The organism is Propionicimonas sp. (genome assembly GCF_047606205.1).
Classification (GTDB): Bacteria; Actinomycetota; Actinomycetes; order Propionibacteriales; family Propionibacteriaceae; genus Propionicimonas.
Window position 1 is genome coordinate 1 of record NZ_JASGES010000125.1, and the last position, 14,531, is coordinate 14,531.

At 67.0% G+C, this 14,531-nt stretch carries 10 protein-coding genes; 2 read left to right on the top strand and 8 right to left on the bottom strand.

The features are described from left to right. From tuf to QM633_RS08230, 8 genes are all read right to left on the bottom strand, one after another. Positions 1-1,028 (bottom strand): elongation factor Tu (gene tuf / locus QM633_RS08195; RefSeq protein ID WP_415153256.1); only part of this gene is annotated, 1,028 nt, incomplete at its 3' end. A 129-nt stretch (positions 1,029-1,157) separates the two neighbouring features. Further along, entirely contained in the window at positions 1,158-3,218 is a 2,061-nt protein-coding gene (gene fusA / locus QM633_RS08200; RefSeq protein ID WP_415153264.1) for an elongation factor G, read from the bottom strand. A gap of 150 nt (positions 3,219-3,368) precedes the next feature. Beyond that, positions 3,369-3,839: a 30S ribosomal protein S7 gene (rpsG, locus tag QM633_RS08205; RefSeq protein ID WP_415153257.1), complete on the bottom strand. Its 471-nt coding sequence runs from the start codon at positions 3,837-3,839 to the stop codon at positions 3,369-3,371. Then, positions 3,839-4,210 (bottom strand): 30S ribosomal protein S12, encoded by a 372-nt coding sequence (gene rpsL / locus QM633_RS08210; protein ID WP_020488528.1) that lies wholly within the window; start codon positions 4,208-4,210, stop codon positions 3,839-3,841. Before rpsL ends, rpsG begins: the two co-directional genes overlap by 1 nt. A gap of 116 nt (positions 4,211-4,326) precedes the next feature. Beyond that, entirely contained in the window at positions 4,327-4,806 is a 480-nt protein-coding gene (gene rpiB, locus QM633_RS08215; RefSeq protein WP_415153258.1) for a ribose 5-phosphate isomerase B, read from the bottom strand. Positions 4,807-4,809: 3 nt separating this feature from the next. Next, positions 4,810-8,691 (bottom strand): DNA-directed RNA polymerase subunit beta', encoded by a 3,882-nt coding sequence (locus QM633_RS08220; RefSeq protein ID WP_415153259.1) that lies wholly within the window; start codon positions 8,689-8,691, stop codon positions 4,810-4,812. A 70-nt stretch (positions 8,692-8,761) separates the two neighbouring features. Then, on the bottom strand, positions 8,762-12,235 hold the full coding sequence (gene rpoB, locus QM633_RS08225; RefSeq protein WP_415153260.1) for a DNA-directed RNA polymerase subunit beta: 3,474 nt from the start codon (positions 12,233-12,235) through the stop codon (positions 8,762-8,764). Between the two features lie 385 nt (positions 12,236-12,620). Further along, positions 12,621-13,886 carry a helix-turn-helix domain-containing protein gene (locus QM633_RS08230; protein WP_415153261.1) on the bottom strand — a complete coding sequence of 422 codons (1,266 nt, stop codon included), beginning with the start codon at positions 13,884-13,886 and terminating at the stop codon, positions 12,621-12,623. Positions 13,887-13,999: 113 nt separating this feature from the next. Here QM633_RS08230 and QM633_RS08235 point away from each other — a divergent pair, with 113 nt between their 5' ends. After that, positions 14,000-14,140, top strand: a complete 141-nt coding sequence (locus QM633_RS08235; RefSeq protein ID WP_415153262.1) for a hypothetical protein — start codon at positions 14,000-14,002, stop codon at positions 14,138-14,140. A gap of 35 nt (positions 14,141-14,175) precedes the next feature. Next, a complete protein-coding gene (locus tag QM633_RS08240) occupies positions 14,176-14,316 on the top strand; it encodes a hypothetical protein (RefSeq protein ID WP_415153263.1) in 141 nt (46 codons plus the stop codon). The last annotated feature ends 215 nt before the right edge of the window (positions 14,317-14,531 follow it).

Consider the following 14,531-nt stretch of genomic DNA (forward strand, 5'->3'; position numbering starts at 1 on the left):
CCGGTCACGTCGGTGGTGCGGAAGTAGAACTGCGGGCTGTAGTTGGAGAAGAACGGCTTGTGACGGCCACCCTCCTCCTTGGTCAGCACGTAGACGTTGGCGTCGAAGTCGGTGTGCGGGGTGGTCGAACCCGGCTTGATGACGACCATGCCGCGCTCGACATCGTCCTTCTTCGTGCCACGCAGCAGCAGGCCGACGTTCTCGCCCGCGCGGCCCTCGTCGAGGATCTTGCGGAACATCTCCACACCGGTGATGGTGGTGGTCTGCTTCTTGTCGTGGATGCCGATGATGTCGACGGTCTCGCCGGTCTTGACGATGCCGCGCTCGATCCGGCCGGTCACGACGGTGCCGCGGCCGGTGATCGTGAAGACATCCTCGATCGGCATCAGGAACGGCTTGTCGGTCTCGCGCTCCGGCTGCGGGATGTACTCGTCCACCGCGTCCATCAGCTCGAGGATCGACTCGCTCCACTTGGCGTCACCCTGCATGGCCGGGAACGCGGCGACGCGGACGATCGGGGCGTTGTCGCCGTCGAACTCCTGCGCGCTCAGCAGCTCGCGGACCTCCAGCTCGACGAGCTCGATGAGCTCCTCGTCGTCGACCATGTCGCACTTGTTCAGCGCGACGACGATCGCCGGCACGCCGACCTGGCGAGCCAGCAGGACGTGCTCGCGCGTCTGCGGCATCGGGCCGTCGGTGGCGGCGACCACGAGGATCGCACCGTCCATCTGGGCAGCGCCGGTGATCATGTTCTTCACGTAGTCAGCGTGACCGGGGCAGTCGACGTGAGCGTAGTGACGCTTCTCGGTCTGGTACTCGACGTGCGCGATCGAGATGGTGATGCCGCGCTGGCGCTCTTCCGGCGCCTTGTCGATCTGGTCGAACGCCGACACCGCGTTGAGCTCGGGGTACTTGTCGTGGAGCACCTTCGTAATCGCCGCGGTGAGCGTGGTCTTGCCGTGGTCGATGTGCCCGATGGTGCCGATGTTACAGTGCGGCTTGGTCCGCTCGAACTTGGCCTTTGCCACTTGGGCTCCTCTTTCGGATAGCCGCCACGCGGGCTCGCGGGGCGTTACTGGTTTGTTGACTGCATGGTCACGGCTCGCGCAGGGCGCGAACCATGCCAAGTTTTCTCTACGCCGGTTCCTGAGTCAAACTCAGGCGCCGCCTCGTCCCTTCGCGATGATCTCGTCCGCCACGGACTTGGGAACCTCGCCGTAGGAGTCGAATTCCATCGAGTAGGACGCCTGCCCGGACGTCTTGGACCGCAGGTCGCCGACGTAGCCGAACATCTCGCTCAGCGGCACCAGCGCCTTGACGACCTGGTTGCCGTGGGCCTCGGTCATGGACTGCACGTGGCCACGACGGCTGTTGATGTCGCCGATCACCGTGCCCAGGTAGTCCTCCGGGGTGGTCACCTCGACCGCCATCAGCGGCTCGAGCAGGGCCGGGTCGGCCTTGCGGGCGGCCTCCTTGAAGACCATCGAGCCGGCGATCTTGAACGCGAGCTCGGAGGAGTCGACGTCGTGGTACGCGCCGTCGAGCAGCGTCACCTTGATGTCCTCGACCGGGTAGCCGGCCAGCGGACCGAAGGCCATCGCCTCCTTGATGCCCTGGTCGACGGCCGGGATGTACTCGCGCGGGATGCGACCGCCGGTGACGGCGTTGACGAACTCGTAGCCCGCGCCCGCCTCCTGCGGCTCCAGCGAGATGATCACCTTGCCGTACTGGCCCGAACCACCCGACTGCTTCTTGTGGGTGTACTCGACCTTCTCCACCGGGCGGCGGAGGGTCTCGCGGTAGGCCACCTGCGGCTTGCCGATGTTCGCCTCGACCTTGAACTCCCGCTTCATCCGGTCGATCATCACTTCCAAATGGAGCTCGCCCATGCCGGCGATGATGGTCTGACCGGTCTCCTCGTCGGTGTGGACGCGGAACGTCGGGTCCTCCTCCGCCAGGCGCTGGATCGCGATGGACAGCTTCTCCTGGTCGGACTTGGTCTTGGGCTCGATGGCCTGCTCGATCACCGGGGCCGGGAAGTCCATCGACTCCAGCACGACCGGGTTGGCCGGATCGCACAGGGTCTCACCGGTGGTGGTGTCCTTCAGGCCCATCACCGCGACGATCATGCCGGCGCCGATCTGCTCGATCTCCTGACGCTTGTTGGAGTGCATCTGGTAGATCTTGCCGATCCGCTCCTTGCGGCTCTTGGTCGAGTTCAGCACCTGCTGGCCGGTCTTGAGCACGCCGGAGTAGATCCGGATGTAGGTCAACTTGCCCAGGTGCGGGTCGGCCGCGATCTTGAAGGCCAGCATCGCCAGCGGCTCGTCGTTGGACGTGTGCCGCTCGATGACCTCCTCCGGGTGGCCCGGCTTGAAGCCCTCGATCGCCGGGATGTCCAGCGGGGAGGGCAGGTAGTCGATGGTCGCGTCCAGCATCGGCTGAACGCCCTTGTTCTTGAAGGACGAGCCGCAGACCACCGCGGTGATCTTGTTCGCGATCACGGCGCGCCGCACGGCGGCCTTGATCTGGGCGACCGTGAGCTCCTCGCCGGTCTCCTCGGCCTCCAGCCATGCCTCGGCGAACTCGTCGTCGTGGTCGGCCAGCACGTGGATCAGAGCCTCGCGGGCCTCGGCGGCCGCCTCGGTCATGTCGGCCGGGATCTCCTCGACGGTGTAGTCCTCGCCGATCTTGGTCTCGCCGTGCCACATCAGGGCCCGCATCCCGACCAGGTCGACGACACCGGTGAACTTCGCCTCGGCGCCGATCGGCAGCTGCAGGACGGCCGCGATCGCGTTCAGGCGCTCACGGATCGTCTTCACGCAGTAGTCGAAGGACGCGCCGGTGCGGTCCAGCTTGTTGACGTAGCAGATCCGCGGCACGCCGTAGCGCGTCGCCTGACGCCACACCGTCTGCGACTGGGGCTCGACACCGGCCACACCGTCGAACACGCAGACCGCCCCGTCCAGCACCCGCAGCGAGCGCTCGACCTCGATGGTGAAGTCGACGTGCCCGGGGGTGTCGATGATGTTGATCTGGTTGTCCTTCCAGAAGCAGGTCGTCGCGGCGGACGTGATCGTGATGCCGCGCTCCTGCTCCTGCTCCATCCAGTCCATCGTCGCGGCGCCGTCGTGCACCTCGCCGATCTTGTAGTTGATGCCGGTGTAGAACAGGATCCGCTCGGTGGTCGTCGTCTTGCCGGCATCGATGTGCGCCATGATGCCGATGTTGCGGACCCGGGAGAGGTCCTGCTTCACGTCAATCGCCACGTCGGGCTCAACCTTCCGTTCTTCGTCTCTGCCTTGCTCAGGGTTCAGGGCACGGCGGGTGTCTGCCGTGCCCTGATGGGGTTCATGCGCGGGTGTCGGTCACCAGCGGTAGTGGGCGAACGCACGGTTCGCCTCGGCCATCTTGTGGGTGTCCTCGCGGCGCTTCACCGAAGCGCCGAGACCGTTGGACGCGTCCAGCAGCTCGTTCATCAGGCGCTCGGTCATGGTCTTCTCGCGACGCTGCCGGGAGAAGCTGACCAGCCAGCGCAGGGCGAGGGTGTTCGCGCGGCCCGGCTTCACCTCGACCGGCACCTGGTAGGTGGCACCGCCCACGCGACGGCTCTTCACCTCCAGCGCCGGACGGATGTTGTCCAGAGCCTTCTTCAGCGTCTGCACCGGGTCGACGCCCGTCTTGGCGCGGGTGCCCTCGAGGGCGTCGTAGACGATGCTCTGCGCGGTGGTCTTCTTGCCGTCGAGCAGGATCTTGCTGACCAGCTGGGAGACCAGCGGCGAGCCGTAGACCGGGTCGACGACGACAGGACGCTTCGGGGCGGGACCCTTGCGAGGCATTACTTCTCCTTCTTCGCGCCGTAGCGGCTACGGGCCTGCTTGCGGTTCTTGACGCCCTGGGTGTCCAGGGAACCGCGGATGATCTTGTACCGGACGCCCGGGAGGTCCTTCACACGGCCACCGCGGACCAGCACCATCGAGTGCTCCTGCAGGTTGTGGCCGACACCCGGGATGTACGCGGTGACCTCCACGCCGGAGGACAGCCGGACGCGGGCGACCTTGCGCAGCGCCGAGTTCGGCTTCTTCGGGGTGGTGGTGTACACGCGGGTGCAGACGCCGCGACGCTGGGGCGAACCCTTCAGCGCAGGCGTCTTGTTCTTGCTGACCTTGTCCGTGCGGCCCTTGCGGACCAACTGCTGGATAGTGGGCACCGGCTGGTATCTCTTTCCTTGCGTGGTTTGTGTGGCGCGCGCCGAGCGCCACCAGCCAAGGGGCCGGACGCGGCGCACGCACGCATGGTTCGGTCGCCCGAACACAACGGTCAAGGCTACTTCACGGCCCTGTCCGGGGTCAAAACGTCGGCCTCGCGTTCGGCGTCGAGGTCGCTGATGAGCTGGACGCGGCGCGCGTGCCGGCCTCCCTCGAACTCGGCCGTCAGCCATGCCCTGGTGATCATCCGGGCCAGGCCCGGACCGACCACGCGGGCACCGACGGCGAGCACGTTGGAGTCGTTGTGCCGGCGCGACAGCTCCGCCGAGAACGGCTCCGAGCAGACCACGGCACGGATGCCGTGGACCTTGTTCGCCGCGATCGAGATGCCGACCCCGGTCCCGCACACGAGCAGGCCGAGGTCGTACTCCCCCGCGGCGACCAGACGTCCGACCCGGGCCCCGTTCACCGGATAGTCGACGGCCTCGCCCGGCGCCGGGCCGAGGTCGGTGACCTCGTGTCCCAGCAACCGGGCCTCATCGGCCATCTCGTGGCGGAGTTCCACTCCGGCATGGTCGGACGCGGCGACGATGCGCATGGCTCAGCGCAGCTCGCCGGTGTCGTACTCGTCCAGGCCGACCGAGGGACCGCCGACGCTGAGGTCGTAGTCGTAGGGGTCGTAGGAGAGGTCGTACGCGGCGGCCCGGGCCTCCGCGGTGGGCTCCACCCGGATGTTCCGGTACCGATCCAGGCCGGTACCGGCCGGGATCAGCTTGCCCAGGATGACGTTCTCCTTGAGACCGACCAGGGAGTCGGACTTGGCGTGGATCGCCGCGTCGGTGAGCACCTTGGTGGTCTCCTGGAACGAAGCCGCGGACAGCCACGACTCGGTCGCCAGCGACGCCTTGGTGATCCCCATCAGCACCGGACGGCCCTGCGCGGGCGTCCTGCCCTCGGTGACCATCTGGCGGTTCTCCGCCTCGAACAGCTTCCGGTCGACGAGCTCGCCCGGCAGCATCGAGGTGTCACCCGACTCGATCACCGTGATCCGGCGGAGCATCTGCCGGATGATGATCTCGATGTGCTTGTCGTGGATCGGGGCGCCCTGCGTCCGGTACACGGCCTGCACCTCCTCCACCAAGTGCTCCTGCACCTTCCGGAGGCCGGAGACGCGGAGCACGTCCTGCGGGTCGGGGGTACCGGCGTAGAGCTGCTGGCCGGCCACGACGTGGTCGCCCTCGCCGACGAAGTGGCGCACGCCCGCGGCGTCCTCCCACTCCAGGCGGACGCGCCGCGGCAGCGGGTACTCCAGGTCGGCCTCGCCGTCGTCGCGGACGATGACCAGCTTGCGCAGCCGCTCGCCCTCCTCGATCCGGACGCGACCGGCCGCCTCGGCGATCGGAGCCTTGCCCTTGGGCTGGCGGGCCTCGAAGAGCTCGACCACGCGAGGCAGGCCCTGCGTGATGTCGTCACCGGCCACACCACCGGTGTGGAAGGTCCGCATCGTCAGCTGGGTGCCGGGCTCGCCGATCGACTGCGCGGCCACGATGCCCACCGCCTCGCCGACGTCGACGAGCTTGCCGGTGGCCAGCGAACGGCCGTAGCACATCGCGCAGGTGCCGGTCGCGGCCTCACAGGTGAGGACCGAGCGGACCTTCACCTCCGTGATGCCGTTCTTCAGCAGCTTCTTGATGTTCACATCGCCCAGGTCGACCCCGGCCTTCAGCAGCACCTTGCCCTCCGGCGTCACCACGTCGGTGGCCAGGGTGCGGGCGTAGACGGCGGTCTCGACGTTGCGGGCCGCGACCAGCTTGCCTCCCCGTCCTTCCGCGGCGATCGCCTTGGTCAGCCCACGGTCGGTCTGGCAGTCCTCCTCGCGGATGATCACGTCCTGGGAGACGTCGACCAGTCGCCGGGTGAGGTAGCCGGAGTCGGCGGTGCGCAGCGCCGTGTCGGCCTGGCCCTTCCGGCCACCGTGGGTGGAGATGAAGTACTCCAGCACGGACAGGCCCTCACGGAAGTTCGACTTGATCGGCCGGGCGATGATCTCGCCCTTCGGGTTGGCCACCAGGCCTCGCATGGCGGCGATCTGGCGCATCTGGGTCATGTTCCCTCGGGCGCCGGAGTGCACCATCATGAAGATGGGGTTGTCCTTGGTGAAGTTCGCCTCCATCGCCGCGGTGAGCTCCGCGGTGGCGTCGGTCCACAGCTGGATCAGCTCCTGGTGCCGCTCCTCCTCGGTCACCTTGCCACGCTCGTACTGCTTGGTGATCTTGTTGGCCCTGGCGTCGTAGCCGGCGAGGATCTCCGGCTTGGACGGCGGGGTCTGCACATCGGCGATCGACACCGTCACACCCGAACGGGTGGCCCACTTGAAGCCGAGGGCCTTCAGCCGGTCGAGGGTGACCGCCACGTCGACCTTCGGGTAGCGCTCGGCCAGGTCGTTGACGATCTGGCCCAGCTTCTTCTTGCCGACCTCCTCGTTCACGTACGGGTAGTCCGCCGGCAGCGCCTCGTTGAACAGGGCGCGACCCAGCGTCGTCTCCAGCAGCACACTGCCGTCGGCCCGAAGCTCGGCACCCTCCGGCGGGACGATGCCCTCCAGGCGGATCCGGCAACGCGCGCCGATGGCCAGCTCGCCCCGGTCGAAGGCCATGTAGGCCTCCGCGATCGAGGAGAACGCCCGTCCCTCGCCGACCTTGCCGGCCTGCTCGAGGGTGAGGAAGTAGTGGCCGATGATCATGTCCTGCGTGGGCAGGGTCACCGGACGGCCGTCCGCGGGCTTGAGGATGTTGTTGGTCGACAGCATCAGGATCCGGGCCTCGGCCTGCGCCTCCGCGCTCAGCGGCAGGTGCACGGCCATCTGGTCACCGTCGAAGTCGGCGTTGAACGCCGTGCAGACGAGCGGGTGCAGCTGGATGGCCTTGCCCTCGATCAGCTGCGGCTCGAACGCCTGGATGCCCAGCCGGTGCAGCGTCGGTGCACGGTTCAGCAGCACCGGGTGCTCGGCGATGACCTCTTCCAGCACGTCCCACACGACCGGACGCTGCCGCTCGACCATCCGCTTGGCGCTCTTGATGTTCTGCGCCAGGTTCAGGTCGTCGAGCCGCTTCATCACGAACGGCTTGAACAGCTCCAGGGCCATGTTCTTGGGCAGGCCGCACTGGTGCAGCTTCAGCTGCGGGCCGACCACGATGACCGAACGGCCGGAGTAGTCGACGCGCTTGCCCAGCAGGTTCTGGCGGAACCGGCCCTGCTTGCCCTTCAGCATGTCCGAGATCGACTTCAGCGGACGGTTGCCCGGCCCGGTGACCGGGCGGCCGCGGCGGCCGTTGTCGAAGAGGCTGTCGACGGCCTCCTGGAGCATCCGCTTCTCGTTGTTCACGATGATCTCGGGCGCGCCCAGGTCGAGCAGCCGCTTGAGCCGGTTGTTCCGGTTGATCACGCGGCGGTAGAGGTCGTTCAGATCGGAGGTCGCGAACCGGCCACCGTCCAGCTGCACCATCGGACGCAGGTCCGGCGGGATCACCGGGACGGCGTCGAGCACCATGCCGAGCGGGGAGTTGGTGGTGTTCAGGAACGCCGCCACCACCTTCAGCCGCTTCAGGGCACGGGTCTTGCGCTGGCCCTTGCCGGTCTGGATGATCTCGCGCAGGTTCTCGGCCTCCGCGTCCAGGTCGAAGGTCGCCAGGCGCTTCTTGATCGCCTCGGCCCCCATGTAGCCCTCGAAGTACTTGCCGAACCGGTTCTTCATCTCCCGGTAGAGGATCTCGTCGCCCTCGAGGTCCTGGACCTTCAGGCCCTTGAACCGCGTCCAGACGGCTTCCAGCCGGTCGAGGTCGCGCTGCGCGCGGTCGCGCAACTGCTTGACCTCGCGCTCCCCGCCCTCACGGACCCGCTTCTTGATGTCGGCCTTGGCGCCCTCGGCCTCCAGCTGGGCGAGGTCCTCCTCGATCTTCCGCATCCGGGCGTTCACGTCGTTGTCACGACGCGCCTCCAGCTGCTTGCGCTCGACCTCGACCTTGGCCTCGAGCGAGGGCAGGTCACGGTGACGGGCGTCGACATCGACCGCGGTGATCATGTACGCGGCGAAGTAGATGACCTTCTCCAGGTCCTTCGGCGCGATGTCCAGCAGGTAGCCCAGCCGGGACGGCACACCCTTGAAGTACCAGATGTGGGTCACCGGGGCGGCCAGCTCGATGTGGCCCATCCGCTCGCGGCGGACGTTCGAGCGGGTCACCTCGACGCCACAGCGCTCGCAGATGATGCCCTTGAAGCGCACCCGCTTGTACTTGCCGCAGTAGCACTCCCAGTCCCGGGTCGGGCCGAAGATCTTCTCGCAGAACAGGCCGTCACGCTCGGGCTTCAGGGTCCGGTAGTTGATCGTCTCCGGCTTCTTGACCTCGCCGTGCGACCACTCCCGGATCTGGTCGGCCGTGGCCAGCCCGATGCGCAGCTCGTCGTAGAAGTTCACGTCCAGCACGTTGCTTCTCTTTCTCCTGTTGCCAGGAAACGTGTGTGTTGTCTGAGTTGTCTGGTGACTGAGTCGAAACTCAGACTTCGTCGAGCGAGCGGAAGGAGTCCGCACCCGGGCGACGGGACAGGTCGATGCCGAACTCCTCGCTCGCGCGGAAGTCGTCCTCGGAGTCACGCAGTTCCACCACGGTGCCGTCGCTGGAGAGGACCTCCACGTTCAGGCACAGCGACTTCATCTCCTTGACCAGCACCTTGAAGGACTCGGGGATGCCGGGCTCGGGGATGTTCTCGCCCTTGACGATGGCCTCGTACACCTTCACGCGGCCGGGGACGTCGTCGGACTTGATGGTGAGCAGCTCCTGCAGGGCCCAGGCAGCGCCGTACGCCTCCAGTGCCCACACCTCCATCTCGCCGAACCGCTGGCCGCCGAACTGCGCCTTACCGCCGAGCGGCTGCTGGGTGATCATCGAGTACGGGCCGGTGGACCGGGCGTGGATCTTGTCGTCGACCAGGTGGTGCAGCTTCAGCATGTAGATGTAGCCGACACCGACGCGCTCGGGGTACGGCTCGCCGGAGCGGCCGTCGAAGAGCTGCGCCTTGCCGCCGGAGTCCACCAGCTGGAGGCCGTCGCGCTGCGGCAGCCCGTGCTCGAGCAGCCCCGCGATCTCCTCCTCGTTGGCGCCGTCGAACACCGGGGTGGCCAGACGGGCATCGCCGTCCACATGCTCCAGTCCCACCTCGCGCAGCCGGTCGGCCCACGGCTCGTGCACGCCCTTGATATCCCAGCCTGCCTTGGCGACCCATCCGAGGTGGGTCTCCAGCACCTGGCCGACGTTCATCCGGGACGGGACGCCGAGCGGGTTCAGCACGATGTCCACCGGGGTGCCGTCCTCGAGGAACGGCATGTCCTCCACGGGCAGGATCTTGGAGATGACGCCCTTGTTGCCGTGGCGGCCGGCGAGCTTGTCACCGTCGGAGATCTTGCGCTTCTGGGCCACGTAGACGCGGACCATCTGGTTCACGCCCGGGGGAAGCTCGTCGTCCTCCTCGCGGTCGAAGACGCGGACGCCGATCACGGTGCCGGTCTCGCCGTGCGGGACCTTCATCGAGGTGTCGCGGACCTCACGGGCCTTCTCGCCGAAGATCGCGCGCAGCAGCCGCTCCTCCGGGGTGAGCTCGGTCTCGCCCTTGGGCGTGACCTTGCCGACCAGGATGTCGCCGGTGCCGACCTCGGCACCGATCCGGATGATGCCCCGCTCGTCCAGGTTGGCGAGCATGTCCTCGCCGATGTTCGGGATGTCACGGGTGATCTCCTCGGCACCGAGCTTGGTGTCGCGGGCATCGATCTCGTGCTCCTCGATATGGATCGAGGTCAGGACGTCGTCCTGCACGAGCCGCTGGCTCAGGATGATCGCGTCCTCGTAGTTGTGGCCCTCCCACGGCATGAACGCGACCAGCAGGTTGCGTCCCAGTGCCATCTCGCCACCATCGGTGCAGGCACCGTCGGCCAGCGGCGTGCCGACCTCGACCCGGTCGCCGGCACCGACCAGCGGGCGCTGGTTGATGCAGGTCGCCTGGTTCGAGCGACGGAACTTGTCCAGCCGGTAGCTGGTGTAGGTGCCGTCGTCGTTGGTGACGTCGACGATGTCGGCGCTCACCGAGGTGACCACGCCGGGCTTGTTGGCCACGGTGACGTCACCGGCGTCGACCGCACCGCGGTACTCCATGCCGGTGCCGACGAACGGGGCCTCGTTCCGGATCAGCGGAACGGCCTGGCGCTGCATGTTCGCACCCATCAGGGCGCGGGACGCGTCGTCGTGCTCGAGGAAAGGGATCAGCGCGGTCGCCACCGACACCATCTGGCGCGGCGAGACGTCCATGTACTGGACCTCCAGCTGCGGAACCTCGTCGGCGTCGCCGTCCTTCTTGCGGACCAGCACCCGGTCCTCGATGAAGTGGCCGTCGGCCCCCACCCTGGCGTTGGCCTGGGCGATGACGTAGCGGTCCTCCTCGTCGGCGGTGAGGTAGTCGATCTGGTCGGTGACGTAGCCGTTCTCGACCTTGCGGTAGGGGGTCTCGATGAACCCGAACGCGTTGACGCGCGCGAACGAGGCCAGGGAGCCGATCAGGCCGATGTTCGGACCTTCGGGGGTCTCGATCGGGCACATCCGGCCGTAGTGGCTGTGGTGCACGTCGCGCACCTCCATGCCGGCGCGGTCCCGGGACAGGCCGCCCGGGCCGAGCGCGGACAGGCGCCGCTTGTGGGTCAGCCCGGCGACCGGGTTGGTCTGGTCCATGAACTGCGACAGCTGCGACGTGCCGAAGAACTCCTTCAGCGCGGCGGAGACCGGACGGATGTTGATCAGGGTCTGCGGCGTGATCGCCTCGATGTCCTGGGTGGTCATCCGGTCGCGAACCGTCCGCTCGAGACGGCCGAGGCCGATCCGGAGCTGGTTCTGGATCAGCTCGCCGACGGTGCGCAGGCGGCGGTTGCCGAAGTGGTCGATGTCGTCGGTCTCGACGGGCATGCCCTCGTACTCCGTCCGGCCCTCGTGGAGCATGACGATGTAGCGGATGGCGGCGACGATGTCCTCGATCGTCAGCACCTGCGTGTCGAAGGGCAGGCCGGTGCCGAGCTTCTTGTTGATCTTGTACCGGCCGACCTTCGCCAGGTCGTACCGCTTCGGGTTGAAGTAGTAGTTCTCCAGCATCTGCTGGGCGGCCTCACGGGTCGGCGGCTCGCCCGGACGCAGCTTGCGGTAGATGTCGAGCAGCGCCTCGTCGGTGTTGGCGGTGTGGTCCTTCTCGAGGGTGAGCCGCATGGACTCGAACTCGCCGAACTCCTCGAGGATCTGCTCGTTCGTCCAGCCGAGCGCCTTCAGCAGCACGGTGACGTTCTGCTTGCGCTTGCGGTCGACGCGGACGCCGACCATGTCGCGCTTGTCGATCTCGAACTCCAGCCACGCGCCCCGGGACGGGATCATCTTGCAGGTGAAGATGTCCTTGTCCGAGGTCTTGTCCGGGGTCTGCTCGAAGTACACGCCCGGGGACCGGACCAGCTGGGAGACGACGACCCGCTCGGTGCCGTTGATGATGAACGTGCCCTTGTCGGTCATCAGCGGGAAGTCGCCCATGAACACCGTCTGGCTCTTGATCTCGCCGGTGTCGTTGTTCATGAACTCCGCGGTGACGAACAGCGGCGCCGCGTAGGTGAAGTCCTGGTCCTTGCACTCCTCGACGGTGTGCTTGGCCTCCTCGAACCGGTTGTCGCGGAACGACAGCGACATGGTCTGGGAGAGGTCCTCGATCGGGGAGATCTCCTCGAAGATCTCCTCCAGCCCCGACTTCGTGTTGATGTCGGTGCGTCCCTCGGCCTGGGCGGCTGCGACCCGGCCCTGCCAGGTCTCGTTGCCGATCAGCCAGTCGAAGGACTCGACCTGGAGATCAAGAAGATTCGGAACCTCGAGCGGTTCGTGGATCTTCGCGAAGGAGATCCGACCGCTGGGTGAGACAACATTGGTGTTCTTCGACGCAGTGCGCGAGACGGCCAAGGTGGAGTCCTTCCGCAAAAATCCGGCTGCAGCCGGTTTCGTTGCACGCAGAACGGCCCGCGTCAAGTGCACGGGTCGTCGATGGCGATGGGCAAAGCGCAAGCTTACCTCGGACCCCGCGACCTCGCAAATCCGCCCGGAGGGAGCGCGCCGTCCATGCGGGGGGCCAGGAACGGGCTCCCAGCCGGGCGGATTCGCTGGTTGGGGACGGGGACCGGCCGGCTCGGCGGCCTCGACCATCCCCTGCACGCCACAGGGCCGGTGTCTGCGGCTGGCACGGGAGGGGTTTCCATACGCTGCAGAACACCGGCCCAAGTGGTGTACTCATCCGACGCATTAGGGGGGGCGCCGACAAGAAGATTCCATCAGACTTGACGGGGTCTTGTCAACCCTGTGTCAAGAAAGTCTCTGAGACTTCTTGACCGACGCTCCTCCGCCAGGCGTTGACGGCAGCCCTGAGCCTGCCTTCGACCTCGAACTGGAGTGCCGCGCGGGCGTACCGTTCCCTGGCGGCGTCAACCTTGCCGAGATCGTTGAACGCGTGCCCGAGCAGCAACTCGGACCCACCTCTCGACATGTGCTCACCACCGAGGATCGGATCGTCCAACACCTCCGACATGATGCGCGCCGCATCCAGCGGGTCGCCCCTGCGCAGTGCGTACATGGCCTTCACCTGCCGCAGCTCCACGATGTCGTAACTGTTGCCCAAGATCCTCAACCCGACGTCGGCCGTGGCGATCAACTCCTCGGTGCCGGGAAGCACTCCCGCATTCAGACGCCAACGCGCGGCGACGCTGTGGAACCGCGACCAGAGGCGGAAGTCCCTTCGGGCGTCGAGCCAGTGGCGTGCATGTTCGTGGAGAGCGATGCCCTTGTCGATCTCGTGGGCCATGTAGGCGGCGACACCCATGGTCCAGGCGATCGTCCCGCGCGAGTGGTCAGAAGTCAGACGCGGGCTCAACTCGCCGAGGCGATCGAGATAGGGCGTGGTCTCGGTGTGCGTGCTGCCGGCCTCAGACATGGCGCTGACAAGGGCCATCAATGCCTCGGCAAGGATGATCGGGGGCGCGGACGAGGCCGCTTCGACCGCCCGTGCGGCAAACGCGACCGCCCATCCCAGATGGTCCGAAGCACGGTGAGCCGTTGCCGCGAGGCTCAACGCCTGAGCTCGTGCGACCGCGAACCTCTGTGCGACCTCGTGCTCAGCGAGCATCTCACCGAGCGCCGCAGCTTCAGCGAACGCGCCGGAGGAGAACAGCGCCTGACCATGAACATAGGACGCCTCCCAGAACCGTCCCGCGTCTCCGGTGGCCTCGGCGATCGCCGCCGCCTGGCTCGAATGCTTGATCGCCGCGGCCCAGTCGTGCTCCGACCAGGCCCGCTCGGCGACCAGAAGATCCTCGATCGTGTCACCGACCACCAACTGCGCAGGGTCGGCGGCGGGTGAGACTCCCCACTCCAACGGAGACACTCCCAGCCGTCGGGAAAGGAATTCGATCACCTCAGGGGTCGCGACCCGACGCCCGCTCTCGATGTGAGAGATGTAGCTTCCGGAGTACTTGTCACCTCCGAGTTCGGCCTGGGATAGCCCCTTCCGCCGTCGCGCTTCGCGCAGCAACGAGCCGAACAACACCGGGCTGGATGTGTCCACTCGACCTCCGATCTTCGATTCTCAGGAAGACTCTGTCAAAACTTGACACGTCAGTCAAGTGTGGCTAATTTCTCTGTCAGAAGCCAGTCGATACAAGAGGAGCCACGGGGATCATGACCATCGTTCGCAGGATCATCGCCACCGCCGCAGTTGCAGGCACGCTCGTCGTGCTGCCGGTCAGCGCCATCACCGCCGCACAGTCCGCCGGCATCACCGTCGCGGGCGGCCAGGGCAGCTGGCCGTTCGGCAAGTGATCCGCTGACCCTCTGACCCCCTAAGGAATCCCACCATGAGCATCGTTCGCAGGATCATCGCCACCGCCGCCGTCGCCGGCACGCTCGTCGTGCTGCCGGTCAGCGCCATCACCGCCGCACAGTCCGCCGGCATCACCGTCGCAGGCGGCCAGGGCAGCTGGCCGTTCGGCAAGTGAGCCACCCCCCTCGCTCATAGTTCTCCACCCCCAGTACTCAGAACGGCGGTGGCCCGTTCGGGCCACCGGCGGGCCGTGTCTCCACACACCCCGGTGGGGAGCGAACCGAGCCACACACCCCCCTCAGGCATGCAGAAGGGGGGGGGGGGGCCCGGGGGAGCCCCCCCCCGCAATCATGTGGTGGTGAGAGTGTGAAATGAAGGTGTTAGAGGGCC